Source organism: Pseudomonas sp. PDM31, from assembly GCF_019218965.1.
GTDB lineage: Bacteria > Pseudomonadota > Gammaproteobacteria > Pseudomonadales > Pseudomonadaceae > Aquipseudomonas.
On the sequence record NZ_JAHUWS010000004.1, the window covers coordinates 430,369 to 448,321 of the forward strand.

Sequence of the window (17,953 nt, forward strand, 5' to 3'; positions counted from 1 at the left end):
GCATGCAGTGGAATCTGGAACAACTGCGCCTGTTCGTCAGCGTAGCGGAGCAGCGCTCGTTTTCCGCCGTGGCGCGGGATCAGCGCAAGGCGCAATCGGCGGTCAGCAGTTCGATCGCGCTGCTGGAAGAAGACCTGGGTGTGAGTCTGTTCGACCGCAGCAGCGGGCGCCAGCCTAAGCTCACCGAGGCCGGCAACGCGTTGCTGGAAGAGGCACGGGAAGTGCTGCGCCAGTGCGAGCGTCTCAACGGCCGGGCGCTGGCGATGATGCGCGGGCAGGAGGCATTGCTGCGGTTGGCCCAGGACGAGGCGATGCCTTATCAGCCGATCATCGAAAGTTTTGAAGCGCTGGCCGAGCAGTTTCCCAGTCTGGAAGTGCAGTTGACCAGCGCCGCCCAAGGGGAAGTGGCGCGTAAGCTGGTGGAGCGTCGCGCCGATCTGGGTTTGCTGTTTTTTCACGACCAGATTCCTGAAGCGCTGGAGCGGCGGGTGCTCGGTAGTGTGGAAATGGTCACGGTCTGCGGCGTCGATCATCCATTGGCGAAGCAGACCCACGTGAATTGCCAGGCGCTGGCGCAGCATCGTCAGTTGTTGATGTCCACCCAGTCCAGCGTCTATCCCGGCAGTGAGCCGGCCAGTCCGCAGGTCTGGCGTGCCGACAGTTTCTACGTGATGGCCGAATGGCTGGTGCGGGGCCTCGGCTGGGCCTGGTTGCCACGCCATGTGGTGCAGTACCCGACGTACCAGAATCAGATGGTCGAACTGGTCAGCGAATGGACCCCGCCGGCCCTTGTGGTGGAACTGGTCTGGCGTCGCGACGAACCGCTGGGCCCGGCCGCGCGCTGGCTCGCCGAACGTTTTGCCGTGCACTTGCAGGCGATTGGCGTGAAAAGCCGATAAACTCCGCCGCCATGAATAGAACTCTCTACACCGCGCTGTTTTATCTGGGGCTGCCACTGGTAGCGATTCGGCTATGGTTGCGCTCGCGCAAGGCGCCGGCGTACGCCAGGCGCATCGGCGAGCGCTTTTCCTATGGGATGCCGGCGATGCAACCGGGCGGCATCTGGGTGCACGCGGTGTCGGTGGGAGAAAGCATTGCCGCCGCGCCGATGATCCGCGCCTTGCTGCAACGTTATCCAACGTTGCCGATCACCGTGACCTGCATGACTCCGACCGGTTCGGAACGCATTCAGGCGTTGTTCACCAATGAGCCACGCATTCAGCACTGCTATTTGCCATACGACCTGCCGTGCGCGGCCAAACGTTTTCTGGATCGGGTTCAGCCGAAGCTGGCGGTGATCATGGAAACCGAGTTGTGGCCCAACCATATTCATCAATGCGCCAGGCGCGGGATTCCCGTGGCGTTGGCCAATGCGCGCCTGTCCGAGCGATCGGCCAAAGGCTACGGCCGGTTTCGCAAATTGACCCAGCCGATGCTCGCCGAGATGAGCCTGTTCGCGGTACAGACCGAAGCCGAGGCCCAGCGCTTTCTTGAATTGGGTGCGCGCCCGGAGACGGTGCAAGTGACCGGCTCGATCAAATTCGACCTGACCATTGACCCGCAACTGCTGGTGCGCGCCAGCGAGCTGCGCCAGCAATGGCAGGCCCAGGAGCGTCCGGTGTGGATCGCCGCCAGTACCCACGACGGTGAAGATGAAGTGGTGTTGGCGGCCCATCGGCAGTTGCTGGCCAATCATCCCGACGCTCTGCTGATACTGGTGCCGCGTCATCCGGAGCGCTTCAATTCGGTTCACGCCCTGTGCCGGCAGCAAGGCTTTGCCACGGTGCGTCGCTCCAGCGGCGACGCAGTAGAGGCAGGCACTTCGGTGCTGTTGGGCGACACCATGGGCGAGCTGCTGTTTCTCTACGCTTTGGCCGACAGTGCGTTCGTCGGCGGTAGCCTGGTGCCCAACGGCGGGCATAACCTGCTGGAGCCGGCCGCCTTGGCCAAGCCGGTTTTGAGCGGGCCGCACCTGTTCAACTTCCTCGAGATCGCCGCGCAACTGCGCAGTGCCGGGGCATTGCAGGAAGTAGAGGATGCCGAAGGACTGGCGCTGGCGGTGCAGCGGTTGTTCGAGTTGCCGCGGGATGCGCAGCGGATGGCTGAGGCAGGGTTGAATGTAATGCGCAGCAATCAGGGTGCGTTGCAGCGGTTGCTGGATGGGTTGGGGCGGTTGATCGACCGTTAGACCGTGTTGCTTGAATTGAAAAGATCGCAGCCTTGTTTCACTCGACAGCTCCTGCAGGGCGCTGGCGGAGGCTGCGATCTTTTGCTTTTTATTGCTCCGGTCTTGCCTTCAGTTGCTCGGCCGCAGCCTTGGCCAGGTCCGGCGGCAGGAAGTCCTTGTCCGGGTTGTAGTTGGGGTTGAGCCAGCGAGCCAGGTCCTGCAGATCCCCAGGGTTCAACGTGCCTGCCTGCTGCTTCAGGCGCAGGTTGTCGAGGATGTAGTTGTAGCGGGTGTTGTTGTAGTCGCGCACCGAGGTGTAAAGCTGGCGCTGCGCATCCAGGACGTCGACGATGTTGCGCGTACCCACCTGGTAACCGATCTCGGTCGCTTCCACTGCGCTCTGGTTGGAGATGATCGACTGCTTGCGCGCCTGCACTTGCTCGACGTCGGTGTTCACGGCGCGGTGCAGGTCGCGGGTGTTTTCGACGATTTGACGACGCAGGGATTCACGCTGCTGCTCGGTCTGGTTCAGTTGCGCATAGGATTGGCGCACCTGGGAGGTGGTCAGGCCGCCGCTGTAGATCGGGATACTCAGTTGCAGGCCCACGGTCGTTTGCTCGACGTCGCCACTGTAAGCCTGGGGAAGATTATTGGGGTTGCTGAAACCCAGGGCGTCGTTATCACCTTTTTCGTACTTGGCTACTGCGTCCAGGGTTGGCAGGTGCCCGGCCTTGCGCTGCTTGAGCGTTTCCTCGGCGGCGCTGACAGCATAATTGCTGGCCAGCAGATTGAGGTTCTGCCTGGCTGCCGTTTCGACCCAGGCTTTGGCGTCGTTCGGCGCGGGCGGCAGGATCGGCAAGTTATGGCTGATGCCCTGGATCGAGTTGTACCGACGGTTGGTCAGGGTGACCAGGGCTTCGAACGCATCCTCCACCTGACGCTGCGCGACGATGCGGTTGGCGCGCGCAGTGTCGTAGCTGGCCTGGGAATTGAGTACGTCGGTCTTGTCCGAGAGGCCGACATCGAAACGCTCGTTGGACTGATCGAGTTGACGTTTGAACGCGGCTTCTTCGGCCTTGGTCGAGGCCAGGGTGTCCTGGCTACGCAGCACGTTGAAGTAGCTGTCGGCGGTCTGCAGGATCAGGTTTTGCTCAGTTGCCGAGAGCTGCAGAGCGGCCTGTTCGTTCACATCCTTGGCAGCCTGGAACTGGAACCAGCGATCGGCCCGGAACAGCGGCTGCGCTAGGGTCGCCTGATACGAATTGGCATTGCGGTTAGCCGTTGCCGAAGGCTGGTCGATCGAGGTGCGCACGTTGGCCACGTCCGCACCACCGGAAAGATTGGGCAGAAGTCCGGCGCGGGCCTGCGGCACCACTTCTTTCTGCGCGCCGTATTGGGCGACGGCGGCAGCCAGGTCGGAGTTGTTGTTCACGGCCTCCTGGTACACGCTGACCAGGTCTGTCTTGTTCGATAAGGGCGCTTCTGCTGCCCAGGCCATTCCGTTGGACGCACAAGACACGGCAAGGGCCAGTGAGAGTTTGCGCAGCATAGGCGTTCCCTAGATTTGATATTACACAGGTAATTTGAGCGCCAAGGCTAAGGCGCGGCTCGTTCAGCGTCAATGCGCCGTCCGGCGTAGCGAGTGTAGTTGTGCAGCGGGGCGGCAACAATCCTGTCTATGCGTGTTATTGCGCCATTCATCATGGTGGTTACCGCGGAGTTGGCGTTCTTTGCCAGTTGTGTCTAGACTGGCCGGGTTCTTGTCGGGGTGCCTTGCTATGAGGCTGAGATCGAATAATTTCGGATCCCGTTGAACCTGATCAGGTTAGCGCCTGCGTAGGGAACAAGATTTCTCGTCACCCGGCGAGTCCTCTTGTGCTTCGTCCGGGATGTTGTTCGACAATCGAACACCCCTCGAGCACTGAGCACAGCACAGCTGGTTTTCCAGCGCCCGTGCGTCCATTCGTTTACAGGTTCGCTCCGACAAAATTCCACTGCCTGGATGCTGTCTGGAGAGCCCGTGATGACTACAAAAGCAAAAATCGCCACCAACCTGAGTGACTCGGCCAAGGTCGATCAACAATCGGTGCAGCCGTTTACCCGCTCGCAAAAAATCCATGTCCAAGGCACTCGCCCGGACATCCTCGTGCCGATGCGCGAAATCAGCCTCGACGTTACGCCGACCGACTTCGGCGGCGAGGTCAATGCACCGGTCGTGGTCTATGACACCTCCGGCCCTTACACCGACCCCAATGTCATCATCGACGTGCGCAAAGGCCTGGCGGATGTGCGTTCGCCGTGGATCGAATCCCGTGGCGACACCGAACGTTTGAGCGGCCTGAGCTCGAACTTCGGCCAGGAACGCCTTGCCGATCCAGAGCTGACCAAGCTGCGTTTTGCCCACGTCAACAACCCGCGTCGCGCCAAGGCGGGCGCCAACGTCAGCCAGATGCACTACGCGCGCAAAGGCATCATCACCGCCGAGATGGAATACGTCGCCATCCGCGAAAGCATGAAGCTGGAGGTGGCCCGCGCCGCCGGCCTGCTGGACCAGCAACACGCCGGTCACAGCTTCGGCGCCAGCGTGCCGAAGATCATCACCCCCGAATTCGTCCGTGACGAGATCGCCCGCGGCCGCGCGATCATTCCGGCCAACATCAACCACACCGAACTGGAACCGATGATCATCGGCCGCAACTTCCTGGTGAAGATCAACGGCAACATCGGCAACAGCGCCTTGGGTTCGTCCATTGAAGAAGAAGTGGCGAAGCTGACTTGGGGCATTCGCTGGGGTTCGGACACGGTCATGGACTTGTCCACCGGCAAACACATTCACGAAACCCGCGAGTGGATCATCCGTAACTCGCCGGTGCCGATCGGTACCGTACCGATTTATCAGGCCCTGGAAAAAGTCGGCGGCGTGGCCGAAGACCTGACCTGGGAGCTGTTCCGCGACACGCTGATCGAACAGGCCGAGCAGGGCGTCGACTACTTCACCATCCACGCCGGCGTCTTGCTGCGCTACGTGCCGATGACCGCCAAGCGCGTGACCGGCATCGTTTCCCGTGGCGGTTCGATCATGGCCAAGTGGTGCCTGGCGCACCACAAAGAGAACTTCCTCTATACCCATTTCGAAGACATCTGCGAAATCATGAAGGCCTACGACGTCAGCTTCTCGCTGGGTGATGGCCTGCGTCCGGGCTCTATCGCCGACGCCAACGATGAAGCACAGTTCGGCGAACTGGAAACCCTCGGCGAGCTGACCAAGATCGCCTGGAAACACGACGTGCAGTGCATGATCGAAGGTCCTGGCCACGTGCCGATGCAGTTGATCAAAGAGAACATGGACAAGCAGCTCGAGTGCTGCGACGAGGCGCCGTTCTACACCCTCGGCCCGCTGACCACCGACATCGCGCCGGGCTACGACCACATCACCTCCGGTATCGGCGCGGCGATGATCGGCTGGTTCGGTTGCGCCATGCTCTGCTACGTGACGCCGAAGGAACACCTGGGCCTGCCGAACAAGGATGACGTGAAGACCGGGATCATCACCTACAAGATCGCCGCGCACGCAGCCGATCTGGCGAAGGGGCATCCGGGTGCGCAGATCCGCGACAATGCCTTGAGCAAGGCGCGTTTCGAGTTCCGCTGGGAAGACCAGTTCAACCTGGGCCTGGATCCGGACACCGCTCGTTCGTATCACGACGAGACGTTGCCGAAGGATTCGGCCAAGGTCGCGCACTTCTGTTCCATGTGCGGGCCGAAATTCTGCTCGATGAAGATCACCCAGGAAGTCCGCGAGTATGCGGCGAACCAGCGGATCGAAGCGCTGGACGTCGACGTCGCCCAAGGCATGGCCGAACAGGCCGAGCGCTTCAAGCAGGAAGGCAGTCAGCTGTACCAGAAAGTTTGATCTGACCTGTGATTGACGGCGCCTGCGCTGCCGTCTTCGCGAGCAAGCCCGCTCCCACACTGGATCTCCTGTGAACACAAATTTTGTTTACGACCGAGATCAATGTGGGAGCGGGCTTGCTCGCGAAGGCGTTGGAACAGGCACCGAATTACTCAATGACACACTTATCCCTCTGAGATAACACCCTTGAGCATTCAACCCAGCACTTACTCCCCTGACATCGCCGTGCCGACCGACAAACGTGTGTTCGGCGGCCGCGATCTGTTTTCCCTGTGGTTCTCCCTCGGCATCGGCCTGATGGTGTTGCAGACCGGCGCCCTGTTGGCGCCAGGCCTGGGCCTGTCCGGCTCGTTGCTGGCAATCTTCCTTGGCACGCTGGTCGGCGTTCTGCTGCTGGCAGCGGTGGGCGTGATCGGTTCCGACACCGGTCTGTCGTCGATGGCCGCGCTCAAGCTCAGCCTCGGTGCCAAAGGCGCGAGCCTGCCGGCGGTGCTGAATTTGCTGCAACTGATCGGTTGGGGGTCGTTCGAAATCATCGTCATGCGCGACGCCGCCAGTCTGCTCGGTACCCGTGCATTCAGCGAAGGCTCGCTCTGGGCGAGCCCGCTTATGTGGACCCTGTTCTTCGGTGCCCTGGCAACCTTGCTGGCAGTCAGTGGGCCATTGACCTTCGTGCGTAAAGTCCTGCGCAAGTGGGGCATCTGGCTGCTGTTGGCTGCGTGCATCTGGCTGACCTGGAACCTGTTCGCCAAGGCCGATCTGGCAGCATTGTGGGCCCAGGCCGGTGACGGCTCGATGCCATTTGCCGTGGGCTTCGACATCGCCATCGCCATGCCGCTGTCGTGGCTACCGCTGATTGCCGACTACTCGCGCTTCGGCAAGCGGGCGAAAAACGTTTTTGGCGGCACCGCCATCGGCTTCTTTATCGGTAACTTCTGGCTGATGAGCCTGGGCGTGGCCTACACCTTGGCGTTCGCGCCGAGCGGTGAAGTCAATGCACTGCTGTTGGCGCTGGCGGGTGCCGGCCTGGGGATTCCGCTGCTGCTGATTCTGCTGGACGAGTCGGAAAACGCCTTTGCCGACATTCACTCGGCGGCAGTGTCCAGCGGCTTTCTGTTGCGCCTGAAGGTCGAGCATCTGGCCCTGGCCATCGGCGTGATCTGCACCTTGATCGCCTTGCTGGCGCCGTTGGCCCAGTACCAGAACTTCCTGCTGCTGATCGGTTCGGTGTTTGCGCCGCTGTTTGGCGTGGTGCTGGTGGATCACTTCATCCTGCGCAAGCGCAGCGCCCAGGTAGCGTCAGCTGCCTTGCGCTGGCCGGCGCTACTGGCCTGGCTGGGCGGAGTCAGCACCTATCACCTGTTGGCCAATCTCTATCCGGACGTTGGTGCAACCCTGCCGGCGCTGGTCCTGGCAGGGCTGTTGCAGCTGGTGCTGGGCCGGGCTTTCAGTTACGGCCCGGAAACAGCTCGGGTTTGATGATGCCGTTCAGGCGTGGGTAGGGGATCTTCAGTTCGACATGGCCCAGCGCGTAAGGCGCGATGCTGCTGGTTTCGTACTTGAGGATCACCCCGCCATAGGTCAGCGCCACGTTCTGGGTTTTCTGGAACGGCCAGCTCTTCACGAACTCCGGTTCCTGATCAAGCTTGGTGCTGATCAGCCAGCTGTTGTGCGCCACCTGTGCCGCTTTCCAGAATGCCTCTTCCTGCCCCGGCACCAGCATGTCGGACAAGGTCAGCACTTTATGCTGCTGACGCGAATAGTTGATGAAACCGCGACCCGGCGTGCCATGGGCACCGCCAGTGTCCAGGTAACTGGACAATTCGATGATCACCAGGCCGTCATGTTGCTCGCGTACCTTGGCCTGCAAGTAGATGCTGTTGCCCGGGCCGGCATTGCGCAAAAACTGTTCGCGATAGGCCGCCAGGGTCGGTGCCACCGGTGCGTCAGGCGAAGTGCGGGTCATCTGCAGCAGGCGTTTTTCGATGATGCCGTCAAGCTGTGGCTCGTCCGGGAAGTGCAGGGTGTCGATGTTGACCAGTGGGCAATCCTGGTTGGTGCAACCAGTTTTGAGCTGTTCGGAAGCGTCGCGGGTGGTTTCCAGCGGCGCACGGTAATTGGGCTGAAACAGGCTCTGGCAAGCGCCCAGGGTCAGGGCGATGGCGGCCACAGAGACAATTTTGAAAAGTGACATGGGCGTCCTTTCTGAAACAGGGGAAGGCAAAAAGTTATCCGCTTCGACTCTCAACGAAGCAATCAGTTCGCCACTAAGCTAATTAGAGTGGGTTTCGTCTTCACCGTCCATCCCGCTGACGGCAAAGGGGCTGCATCAAACGCCACCGGCGCGTTAGGATGGCGCGAAGTCGAGGCTCCAGGAAAAAAGGAACCTCGTAAAGGATTTGCAGGAACGAGGATTGCCATGACCGATTTCACCACCGCCATTCCGACCGCCGTTGATATCGTACGGCGCGAAAAGTGCTTCGAGGGCTTCTACAAGCTCGACCGCGTGCACTTGCGTCACGAATTGTTCGCAGGGGGCATGAGCCGGGAAATCAGTCGCGAACTGTTCGTGCGCCATGATGCGGTGTGCATGCTGCCTTATGACCCGCAGCGCGACGAAGTGGTGTTGATCGAGCAGTTTCGCGTCGGCGCCCTGGGCAAGACTGACAATCCTTGGCTGGTTGAACTGGTCGCTGGTCTGATCGACAAGGATGAAGTGCCGGAAGCAGTTGCTCACCGCGAAGCGCAGGAGGAAGCTGGGCTGGAAATCAGCGCGCTGTGGCCGATGACCAAATATTTTCCATCGCCCGGCGGCAGCAACGAATTCGTGCATCTGTACCTGGGGCGTTGCGAAACAACCGGGGTTGGCGGCCTGCATGGGCTGGAGGAAGAGGCAGAAGATATCCGCGTCACGGTCTGGGCCTTCGAAGATGCCCTGCAGGCCGTACGCGACGGGCATATTGCCAACGCGGCGAGCATCATTGCCTTGCAATGGCTGGCTTTGAACCGCGCTGAAGTGAGGGGGTTATGGTTGTAAACAAGCTGCGCGATCGCTATCGGGTGGATCTGGTGGGGCTGCAAGCATCCTGCGAAGCGAACTACGCGCGCCTGATGCGACTGTTGCCGGACATGCGCAGCGAGCCCGCCGCGCGGCGCATCGCCGTGACCCATGGCGAGCAGATGCTTGGTGTGCTGGCGCTGGAGGTGCTGCAGGTGTGCCCTTACACCACGACCCTGCAAGTGCGCCAGGAACACAGCCTGCCCTGGCTGCCGGTGCCGCAACTGGAAGTGCAGGTCTATCATGATGCCTGCATGGCTGAAGTGGTCAGCGCCGAACATGCACGGCGCTTTCGTGGCATCTATCCTTACCCGAACGCCTCGATGCACCAGCCGGACGAAAAAGCCCAGTTGAACATGTTCCTGGGCGAGTGGCTGAGTCATTGCCTGGCATTGGGCCATGAGTACGAAGTAGTACGTTAATCGAGCGCTGCAGTTGTGAACTGCGTCAGGTTCACAGGTTTCCCCTTTCGTTCGTCCCCCAGCATAATTGCGCCAACCCTCCATTCCCGTGATCACACCCTGGGAGAACGTCTTGCCGAGCGTATCGACATTGACCACCGCCGATGCGGCGTTGCTGGTGCAACTCTCCGACAGCCATCTGTTTGCCGAGAGGCACGAAACACTGCTGGGCATGAACACCCGTGACAGCCTGCAAAAGGTCATCGAACTGGTGCGCGCGCAGCAGCCGCGAATTGATCTGATCATTGCCAGTGGCGACCTTTCCCAGGATGGCACGCTGGAGTCCTACCAGCAGTTTCGCGACCTGACCCGCCAGCTTGCTGCGCCGGCGCGCTGGATCCCCGGCAATCACGATGAGCCGCAGATCATGGCCCAGGCAGCGGTGCAGAGCGCTTTGCTGGAGCCGGTGGTGGATATCGGCAACTGGCGAGTCACGCTGCTTGATTCGGCTGTGCCGGGTTCGGTGCCCGGATATTTGCAGGACGAGCAATTGCAGTTGCTGGCCAGGTCATTGAGCGAAGCGCCGGAGCGGCATCACTTGGTGTGTTTCCATCATCACCCGGTGTCGATCGGTTGCGCATGGATGGAACCGATCGGTTTGCGCAATCCCGAAGCGCTGTTTGCGGTGCTGGACCGATTTGCGCAGGTACGTGCGGTGTTGTGGGGGCATGTGCATCAGGAGATCGATCAAATGCGCAACGGTGTGCGTTTTCTCGCCTCGCCCTCGACTTGCATCCAGTTCGAGCCGGGTAGCGACGATTTCAAAGTGAGTGATCAGGCGCCGGGGTATCGGTGGTTGCGGTTGTTGCCCGATGGTGGGCTGGAGACCGGTGTGGAGCGCGTCACCGGGTTTGATTTCACCGTGGATTACGGCTCCAACGGCTACTGACTGTTTATTTTCAGGTAAACCGGGGCGTGGCCCCGCTCCCACACTGCACTTGCGTCGGTCACAAATCCCCTGTGGGAGCGGGCTTGCTCGCGAAGGCGTCTACACAGGCGCCATGAACTCTATGGATATCCCCGATTCCCCAGACTCCCTGTAAACTCTGCCTCTTTACCCGACGCACAGTGAGCTCAAATGGCCGGTTCGATCCTATATATCCACGGTTTCAACAGTGCGCCTGCCTCAAAGAAGGCCACCCAGTTGATGGTCGTGATGGAGCGCCTGGGCCTGAGCAATCAACTTCGCGTTCCGGCCTTGCATCACCACCCGCGCGAGGCCATCGGTCAGCTGGAACAGGCGATTGCCGAGCTGGGTCGGCCGCTGCTGGTAGGCAGCTCGCTCGGCGGCTACTATGCCACTCACCTGGCCGAGCGCCATGGCTTGAAAGCCCTGTTGATCAACCCTGCCGTCAGTCCGCACCGGATGTTCGACGGGTTTCTGGGAACGCAGAAAAACCTGTATACCGATGAAGCCTGGGAGCTGACCCACGACCATGTGACCGCCCTGGCCGAACTGGAAGTGCCGGCGCCCCAGGATCCGCAGCGTTTTCAGGTATGGTTGCAGACAGCTGACGAAACGCTGGACTATCGCCTCGCCCAACAGTATTACCGGGCATGCGCCTTGCGTATCCAGGCCGGCGGCGACCACAGTTTCCAGGGTTTTGCCACGCAACTGCCGGCCATGTTGAGTTTTGCCGGCATTGGCACCGATTTGTACCAGGCAATCGATTTCACCGCATTGTGAGCGATAGCCCCATGAATTCTTTTTTCACCGAACACTGACGACGAGACCCCATGGCCACTCCCAGCGCTAGCTCTTATAACGCAGACGCCATCGAAGTCCTCTCGGGCCTCGACCCGGTGCGCAAACGCCCCGGCATGTATACCGACACCAGTCGGCCGAACCACCTTGCCCAGGAAGTCATCGACAACAGTGTCGACGAAGCCCTGGCCGGGCATGCAAGGTCTGTACAGGTCATCCTGCATGCCGACCATTCGCTGGAGGTCAGCGATGACGGCCGTGGCATGCCGGTGGACATTCACCCGGAAGAAGGTGTGTCGGGCGTCGAGCTGATCCTCACCAAGCTTCATGCCGGCGGCAAGTTTTCCAACAAAAACTACCAGTTCTCCGGCGGTTTGCACGGGGTGGGTATTTCCGTGGTCAACGCCTTGTCGACCGAGGTTCGGGTACGCGTAAAGCGTGACGGCAATGAATATCAGATGACCTTCGCCGACGGTTTCAAGAAGACCGAGCTGGAAGTAATCGGCACCGTCGGTAAACGCAATACCGGTACCAGCGTGTTCTTTGCGCCGGACCCGAAATACTTTGACTCACCGAAATTCTCCATCAGCCGCCTCAAGCATGTGCTCAAGGCCAAGGCGGTACTGTGCCCGGGGCTGCTGGTCAGTTTTGAGGACAAGGCCAGCGGCGAGAAAGTCGAGTGGCATTACGAAGACGGACTGCGTTCCTATCTGGTCGACGCGGTCAGCGAGTTCGAACGCCTGCCGGACGAGCCGTTCTGCGGCAGCCTGGCCGGTAATAAAGAAGCCGTTGACTGGGCGCTGCTGTGGCTGCCCGAAGGCGGCGATGCGGTGCAGGAAAGCTACGTCAACCTGATTCCGACCGCTCAGGGCGGTACCCACGTCAATGGTTTGCGCCAGGGCTTGCTCGATGCCATGCGCGAATTCTGCGAATTCCGCAGCCTCCTGCCGCGTGGGGTGAAACTCGCACCGGAAGACGTCTGGGAACGTATTGCGTTCGTGCTGTCGATGAAAATGCAGGAGCCGCAATTTTCCGGTCAGACCAAGGAACGCCTGTCGTCCCGTGAGGCGGCGGCGTTCGTTTCCGGTGTGGTCAAGGATGCCTTCAGCCTGTGGCTCAACGCCCATCCGGAAACCGGCATGCTCCTGGCGGAACTGGCGATCAACAACGCCGGTCGTCGCCTGAAGGCCAGCAAAAAGGTCGAACGCAAGCGCATCACCCAAGGGCCGGCGCTGCCGGGCAAGCTGGCCGACTGTGCGGGACAGGATCCAATGCGTTCGGAGCTGTTCCTGGTCGAAGGTGACTCCGCCGGTGGCTCGGCCAAGCAGGCACGGGACAAAGAGTTTCAGGCGATCCTGCCGTTGCGCGGCAAGATTCTGAACACCTGGGAAGTCGACGGCAGTGAAGTGCTGGCCAGTCAGGAAGTGCACAACATCGCCGTTGCCATCGGCGTTGACCCGGGCGCGGCGGACATGAGCCAGCTGCGTTACGGCAAAATCTGCATCCTCGCCGACGCCGACTCCGACGGCCTGCACATCGCAACCTTGCTGTGCGCCCTGTTCGTCCAGCATTTCCGCCCGTTGGTGGATGCCGGTCACGTCTATGTCGCCATGCCGCCCCTGTACCGCATCGACCTCGGCAAAGAGATTTACTACGCCCTCGACGAGGCCGAGCGCGATGGCATTCTCGATCGCCTGGTGGCCGAGAAGAAACGCGGCAAGCCGCAGGTCACCCGATTCAAAGGCCTGGGTGAGATGAACCCGCCACAGTTGCGTGAAACCACCATGGATCCGAACACCCGGCGCCTGGTGCAGCTGACATTGGATGATTTCGAGGCGACCTCGGAAATCATGGACATGCTGCTGGCGAAGAAGCGCGCCGGCGATCGCAAGAACTGGCTGGAATCGAAGGGCAACCTGGCAGAGGTTCTGGGCTGATGCGTCTGGGCTTTGCCCTGGCTTGCGCACTGCTTCTGACATCGTTCACGGCGTCCGCCGAGCCGGTGCCGCAGTTGCGCCTGTTGTCCGGGCATGCCGTTGACGGCATGCGCGGCGGCAACCTGTCGGGGTTGGCCCAGTGCGGTAATGAGCTGTGGACAGTTTCTGATCGTGATGACAATCAGATCTACCGCCTGGATACCCGCGAGCACGTCTGGCAGGCCGAAACCGTGCACATTGAAGTGCCTGCGGTACCTGACAGCGGCCTGCCGTGGGGGTTGAAGTCCCGTGTTTGGGCGGCTTCGTTCGTGCGTGGCGGCGATCTGGACTACGAGGGAATCACCTGCGACAGCGCCGGCAATCGCTACGTGGTCAGCGAGGGCCACGCGGCTGTGTTGCAAATTCCTCCGAGCGGACCGGCGAGCTGGCTGAAGATTTCACCCACAATGGTTCGTGAAGCGCGGGCCAGGGGCTTGTTGTTGCAATTCAATTCGATTTTCGAGGGCTTGGCGATCAATCCGGCGGGTGACCAGTTGTGGCTCGCCGCCGAGCGCCAGGGCCGTGGGTTGCTGCTGATCAAGCGCAAACAGACCGTGTGGGACTGCGAGGGTGGCTGCGTATTGTTGAGCGAAGCCGGCAGGGAAATGCAGCCACCGCAATTTCCCAAGGCCAAAGCCGTGTCCCGGGACTTTTCCGATGTGTCGCTGTTCAGTGGCAAGTTGTTCACTCTGGAGCGCAATAACTACAAGATTTGCCGGCGTGATCCGCAGACCGCCGAAGTCGAGCGGTGCTGGTCGTACGCTGATGAGCTATTGCACGATAACCTTCGTTATTCTCAGGGCTATGGGCTGGAAGAAGCGTTGGTGGTGGATGCCGATGGCGCCTGGATCGGTGTCGATAACAACAACGGTACTCGCGCCGATGGCGAAAACCGTCCGGTGGTCTGGCGTTTTGCCGCGCCCGACGGTGGCTGGAGCGCCCAGCCTTGAGCCAGCAAACCCCAGGCAAACGTGCCGCTCGGGTGTTGATGGTGCTGGCGTGGTGTGCCGCGTTATTTCTGGCAACGCGATTTTTCGGTCAGTGGGAAGAGCGTCAGCAAAACCCGAATGTGGTGGTCAGCTCGCAGCAGGGCGAAGGATTCATCGAAGTGAAACTGGTCAGCAATGCTCAGGGTCATTTCGTCGCCAGCGGCCAGATCAACGGCCAGCCCGTGAGTTTCCTGCTCGACACCGGGGCGACCGATGTATCGATCCCGGCCGGGCTGGCCGAACGATTGAAGCTGGAGCAAGGCTTCGGCGTGACCCTCAGCACGGCCAACGGCTTGAGCGAGGGCTATCGCACGCGTATTGAACGCCTGCAACTGGGCGACATAGTGCTGCACGATGTGCGCGCTCTGGTGGCTCCAGGGTTGCATGGCGACCAGGTGCTGCTCGGCATGAGCGCACTGAACAAACTTGAATTTACCCAGCGCGGTGGCACCATGCTGCTGCGCCAGACAACGAACCGATGAGGCCCGCATGAGCGACTCCCTTGATCTCAGCCTGGACGGTGTAGAACGCCGGTCACTGGCTGACTTCACCGAAAATGCCTACCTCAACTACTCCATGTACGTGATCATGGACCGTGCCTTGCCGCATATCGGCGACGGCCTGAAACCGGTACAGCGGCGTATCGTCTACGCCATGAGCGAGCTGGGGCTGGACGCCGACTCCAAGCACAAGAAATCGGCGCGTACCGTCGGTGACGTGCTCGGCAAGTTCCACCCCCACGGCGACTCGGCGTGCTACGAAGCCATGGTCCTGATGGCCCAACCGTTCAGCTACCGCTATACGCTGGTCGACGGCCAGGGTAATTGGGGTGCGCCGGATGATCCCAAGTCCTTCGCCGCCATGCGTTACACCGAAGCGCGCCTGTCGCGTTATTCCGAGGTGCTGCTCAGCGAACTGGGGCAGGGCACGGCGGACTGGGGGCCGAACTTCGACGGCACACTGGATGAGCCGCTGGTCTTGCCGGCGCGTTTGCCGAACATTCTGCTCAACGGCACCACGGGTATCGCCGTGGGCATGGCCACCGACGTTCCGCCGCACAACCTGCGCGAAGTCGCCACCGCTTGCGTACGCTTGCTCGACGAGCCAAAAGCCACGGTCGAACAGCTCTGTGAACACATCCAGGGCCCGGATTACCCGACCGAAGCGGAAATCATCACGCCGCGCGCCGACCTGCTGAAAATCTACGAAACCGGTCGTGGTTCGGTGCGCATGCGCGCCGTGTATCACATCGAAGATGGCGACATCATCGTCACCGCGCTGCCACATCAGGTTTCTGGCGCCAAGGTGCTTGAACAGATCGCCGCGATGATGCAGGCCAAGCCGTCCAAGGCGCCGCAGATCGCCGACTTGCGTGACGAGTCCGACCACGAGAACCCGTGCCGGATCGTGATTATCCCGGGCGCGCGGAAAAACTTTGATCACGATGCCCTGATGCAACATCTGTTCGCCAGCACCGAGCTGGAGTCGAGCTACCGGGTCAACATCAACATCATCGGCCTCGATGGCAAACCGCAGCTGAAAAACCTGCGGGCCTTGCTGGTCGAGTGGCTGGAGTTCCGGGTGCAGACCGTGCGTCGGCGCCTGCAATTCCGCCTCGATAAAGTCGAGCGTCGCCTGCACCTGTTGGACGGCTTGTTGATTGCCTACCTCAACCTGGATGAAGTGATACACATCATCCGCACCGAGGAGCATCCAAAAGCCAGTCTGATTGCGCGTTTCGCCCTGAGCGAAATCCAGGCCGACTACATCCTCGACACCCGTTTGCGTCAGCTGGCGCGACTGGAAGAGATGAAGCTGCGTGCCGAACAGGATGAACTGCTCAAGGAGCAAGCCAAGCTGCAAGCCTTGCTGAGCAGCGAAGCCAAGCTGAAGAAGCTGGTGCGCACCGAGCTGATCAAAGACGCCGAGACCTACGGTGATGACCGTCGGTCGCCGATCGTCGAGCGCGCTGAAGCGAAGGCCCTGACTGAGCACGATCTGCTGCCGAACGAGAAAGTCACGGTCGTGCTCTCGGAAAAAGGCTGGGTACGTTCCGCCAAAGGCCACGAAATCGATGCCACCGGGCTTTCCTACAAGGCCGGAGACGGGTTCAAGGCCCTGGCGGCCGGTCGCTCCAACCAGTTTGCGGTATTTATCGACTCCACCGGTCGCAGTTATTCAGTGGCCGCACACACGTTGCCATCGGCCCGTGGCCAGGGCGAGCCGCTGACGGGGCGCCTGACGCCGCCACCCGGGGCGACTTTCGAATGCGTGCTGATGCCCGAAGACGACGCGCTGTATGTCATCGCTTCCGACGCCGGATACGGGTTCGTGGTCAAAGGTGAAGATCTGCAGGCCAAGAACAAGGCGGGCAAGGCGCTGTTGAGCCTGCCGAACAACGCCAAGGTGATTTTGCCGCGGCCGGTGGCTGATCGCGAGCAGAACTGGCTGGCCTCGGTGACTACCGAAGGTCGCTTGCTGATCTTCAAGATCAGCGATCTGCCACAATTGGGTAAGGGCAAAGGCAACAAGATCATCGGCATATCCGGCGACCGTGTCGCCAGTCGCGAAGAGTATGTAACGGACATCGCAGTGATCCCGGACGGTGCAACCCTGGTGTTGCAGGCCGGAAAACGTACCTTGTCCCTGAAAGCGGACGACCTCGAACACTACAAGGGTGAGCGCGGGCGTAGGGGTAACAAATTGCCACGTGGCTTCCAGAGGGTGGATGCGCTGCTCGTCGAAAACCTCAATTAAGCGTCCCAGAGCGGCCGATCTACGATTTAAGCTGTAGATCGACGCTTTCGCGCTGGAGTCGGAACGCATATTCACGGATGATATGGCCTTTCAAGCGCCGGCGTGGCCGAGCGTTCTTCATATTTTTTGAGTATTTTCACTGTGGTCAGCCTTGTGGCGACCACCTGGATGGGATGATGACTGTTCTGCGCCTTCCTTTTTTGCTCATGCTCGCTGGCGTTCTCGGCCTGGCGGGCTGCAGCGTTCACCAGCCGGTGTCGCTGTATCAACTGGACAGCGGAAGTCCGGTTCAGCCTGCGCAAAGCGCGGGCATGGCTGTGTTGTTGGGCCCGGTAATCGTAGCCGACTACCTGCAGCGTGAAACCCTGTTGCAACGTCAGCCGGATGGCAGTCTGCAGGCGTCTACCGACGGTCGTTGGGCGGGCAGCCTGTCTTCGGATATCGATCAACTGCTGTTGCGGCAAGTTGCCGGTCATCTGGACAGTCAGCGTGTAGTGCTGGCCCCGGCGACATTGGGCTTCACTCCGGACGTCCAGGTACTGCTGACCATCACGCGCCTGGACTCGGGTGAAAAGCAGCCGGCCATTCTGGACGCTCAATGGCGTCTGATCGACCGTCGCGGCCAGGTCCGTGACAACCGCATCATCCATTTGCAGGAACAGCATGCCGGCAATACCGCGGCTCAGGTTCAGGCTCAGGGTGTGTTGCTGCAACGCCTGGCCGAGCAATTGTCCGTGGCGCTCAAGCCTCTGGCCAATCAACCGCCGATCGCCGACACCCCGCGTAAATCGGCGGCCAAGCCTGCGGCACCGGCAGTTCAGCAGGAAAAACAGCCGAAGATCCCTATGGCTGCACCGATTCGCACGGACATGGAAGTGTTCCGCTTCTAAGTCTGCAGCGAGTCAAGTCAGAGCCCGCCTTGTGCGG

The 17,953-nt window shown here is 60.8% G+C and carries 15 protein-coding genes and 1 riboswitch; of the genes, 13 read left to right on the forward strand and 2 right to left on the reverse strand.

Translation table 11 applies throughout. The annotated features are described in order from the left end of the window. Positions 1-2 precede the first annotated feature (2 nt). Positions 3-899, forward strand: coding sequence for a LysR family transcriptional regulator (locus tag KW839_RS10705; protein WP_060542711.1), 897 nt, complete (start codon positions 3-5; stop codon positions 897-899). Between the two features lie 11 nt (positions 900-910). Beyond that, positions 911-2,188, forward strand: a complete 1,278-nt coding sequence (gene waaA, locus KW839_RS10710; RefSeq protein WP_218424293.1) for a lipid IV(A) 3-deoxy-D-manno-octulosonic acid transferase — start codon at positions 911-913, stop codon at positions 2,186-2,188. An 88-nt stretch (positions 2,189-2,276) separates the two neighbouring features. Here waaA and KW839_RS10715 read toward each other — a convergent pair whose 3' ends face one another. Then, a complete protein-coding gene (locus KW839_RS10715; protein ID WP_218424294.1) occupies positions 2,277-3,716 on the reverse strand; it encodes a TolC family outer membrane protein in 1,440 nt (479 codons plus the stop codon). A 205-nt stretch (positions 3,717-3,921) separates the two neighbouring features. After that, a riboswitch (TPP riboswitch) is annotated at positions 3,922-4,027 on the forward strand. A gap of 163 nt (positions 4,028-4,190) precedes the next feature. Here KW839_RS10715 and thiC point away from each other — a divergent pair. Together thiC and cytX are read left to right on the forward strand one after the other, a co-directional pair. After that, positions 4,191-6,080 (forward strand): phosphomethylpyrimidine synthase ThiC, encoded by a 1,890-nt coding sequence (thiC, locus tag KW839_RS10720; protein ID WP_218424295.1) that lies wholly within the window; start codon positions 4,191-4,193, stop codon positions 6,078-6,080. Between the two features lie 186 nt (positions 6,081-6,266). Beyond that, positions 6,267-7,559: a putative hydroxymethylpyrimidine transporter CytX gene (cytX, locus tag KW839_RS10725; RefSeq protein ID WP_218424296.1), complete on the forward strand. Its 1,293-nt coding sequence runs from the start codon at positions 6,267-6,269 to the stop codon at positions 7,557-7,559. Here cytX and KW839_RS10730 read toward each other — a convergent pair. Next, a complete protein-coding gene (locus KW839_RS10730) occupies positions 7,528-8,274 on the reverse strand; it encodes an RsiV family protein (RefSeq protein WP_218424297.1) in 747 nt (248 codons plus the stop codon). The genes cytX and KW839_RS10730 overlap by 32 nt on opposite strands. Before the next feature lie 225 nt (positions 8,275-8,499). On the opposite strand from KW839_RS10730, the gene KW839_RS10735 reads away from it, so the two are divergent. The 9 genes from KW839_RS10735 to KW839_RS10775 all read left to right on the forward strand — a co-directional run bounded on the left by KW839_RS10735 (position 8,500) and on the right by KW839_RS10775 (position 17,916). Continuing rightward, positions 8,500-9,117, forward strand: a complete 618-nt coding sequence (locus KW839_RS10735) for an NUDIX domain-containing protein (protein WP_060542717.1) — start codon at positions 8,500-8,502, stop codon at positions 9,115-9,117. Next, entirely contained in the window at positions 9,108-9,560 is a 453-nt protein-coding gene (locus tag KW839_RS10740; protein ID WP_034148716.1) for a DUF1249 domain-containing protein, read from the forward strand. Before KW839_RS10735 ends, KW839_RS10740 begins: the two co-directional genes overlap by 10 nt. Before the next feature lie 112 nt (positions 9,561-9,672). Next, positions 9,673-10,488, forward strand: coding sequence for a 3',5'-cyclic-AMP phosphodiesterase (cpdA, locus tag KW839_RS10745; protein ID WP_218424298.1), 816 nt, complete (start codon positions 9,673-9,675; stop codon positions 10,486-10,488). Between the two features lie 189 nt (positions 10,489-10,677). After that, positions 10,678-11,286 (forward strand): YqiA/YcfP family alpha/beta fold hydrolase, encoded by a 609-nt coding sequence (locus KW839_RS10750; RefSeq protein WP_218424299.1) that lies wholly within the window; start codon positions 10,678-10,680, stop codon positions 11,284-11,286. A gap of 50 nt (positions 11,287-11,336) precedes the next feature. Further along, a complete protein-coding gene (gene parE / locus KW839_RS10755; protein ID WP_060542720.1) occupies positions 11,337-13,241 on the forward strand; it encodes a DNA topoisomerase IV subunit B in 1,905 nt (634 codons plus the stop codon). Beyond that, positions 13,241-14,230 (forward strand): esterase-like activity of phytase family protein, encoded by a 990-nt coding sequence (locus KW839_RS10760; protein ID WP_218424300.1) that lies wholly within the window; start codon positions 13,241-13,243, stop codon positions 14,228-14,230. The genes parE and KW839_RS10760 overlap by 1 nt, the downstream gene beginning before the upstream one ends. Next, positions 14,227-14,751, forward strand: coding sequence for a TIGR02281 family clan AA aspartic protease (locus tag KW839_RS10765; RefSeq protein WP_218424301.1), 525 nt, complete (start codon positions 14,227-14,229; stop codon positions 14,749-14,751). Before KW839_RS10760 ends, KW839_RS10765 begins: the two co-directional genes overlap by 4 nt. A 7-nt stretch (positions 14,752-14,758) precedes the next feature. Then, on the forward strand, positions 14,759-17,026 hold the full coding sequence (parC, locus tag KW839_RS10770) for a DNA topoisomerase IV subunit A (RefSeq protein ID WP_060542723.1): 2,268 nt from the start codon (positions 14,759-14,761) through the stop codon (positions 17,024-17,026). Positions 17,027-17,202: 176 nt separating this feature from the next. Next, the gene (locus KW839_RS10775; RefSeq protein WP_060542724.1) at positions 17,203-17,916 is read left to right on the forward strand and encodes a membrane integrity-associated transporter subunit PqiC; all 714 of its coding nucleotides are present in this window, start codon (positions 17,203-17,205) and stop codon (positions 17,914-17,916) included. Positions 17,917-17,953: the final 37 nt, after the last annotated feature.

Excerpts from the sequence above, each read along its gene's own strand:
- KW839_RS10705 (WP_060542711.1), top strand. The coding sequence starts at position 3 with ATGCAGTGGAATCTGGAACAACTGCGCCTGTTCGTCAGCGTAGCGGAG.
- waaA (WP_218424293.1), top strand. The coding sequence starts at position 911 with ATGAATAGAACTCTCTACACCGCGCTGTTTTATCTGGGGCTGCCACTG.
- KW839_RS10715 (WP_218424294.1), bottom strand. The coding sequence starts at position 3,716 with ATGCTGCGCAAACTCTCACTGGCCCTTGCCGTGTCTTGTGCGTCCAAC.
- thiC (WP_218424295.1), top strand. The coding sequence starts at position 4,191 with ATGACTACAAAAGCAAAAATCGCCACCAACCTGAGTGACTCGGCCAAG.
- KW839_RS10730 (WP_218424297.1), bottom strand. The coding sequence starts at position 8,274 with ATGTCACTTTTCAAAATTGTCTCTGTGGCCGCCATCGCCCTGACCCTG.
- KW839_RS10735 (WP_060542717.1), top strand. The coding sequence starts at position 8,500 with ATGACCGATTTCACCACCGCCATTCCGACCGCCGTTGATATCGTACGG.
- KW839_RS10740 (WP_034148716.1), top strand. The coding sequence starts at position 9,108 with ATGGTTGTAAACAAGCTGCGCGATCGCTATCGGGTGGATCTGGTGGGG.
- KW839_RS10750 (WP_218424299.1), top strand. The coding sequence starts at position 10,678 with ATGGCCGGTTCGATCCTATATATCCACGGTTTCAACAGTGCGCCTGCC.
- parE (WP_060542720.1), top strand. The coding sequence starts at position 11,337 with ATGGCCACTCCCAGCGCTAGCTCTTATAACGCAGACGCCATCGAAGTC.
- KW839_RS10760 (WP_218424300.1), top strand. The coding sequence starts at position 13,241 with ATGCGTCTGGGCTTTGCCCTGGCTTGCGCACTGCTTCTGACATCGTTC.
- parC (WP_060542723.1), top strand. The coding sequence starts at position 14,759 with ATGAGCGACTCCCTTGATCTCAGCCTGGACGGTGTAGAACGCCGGTCA.
- KW839_RS10775 (WP_060542724.1), top strand. The coding sequence starts at position 17,203 with ATGACTGTTCTGCGCCTTCCTTTTTTGCTCATGCTCGCTGGCGTTCTC.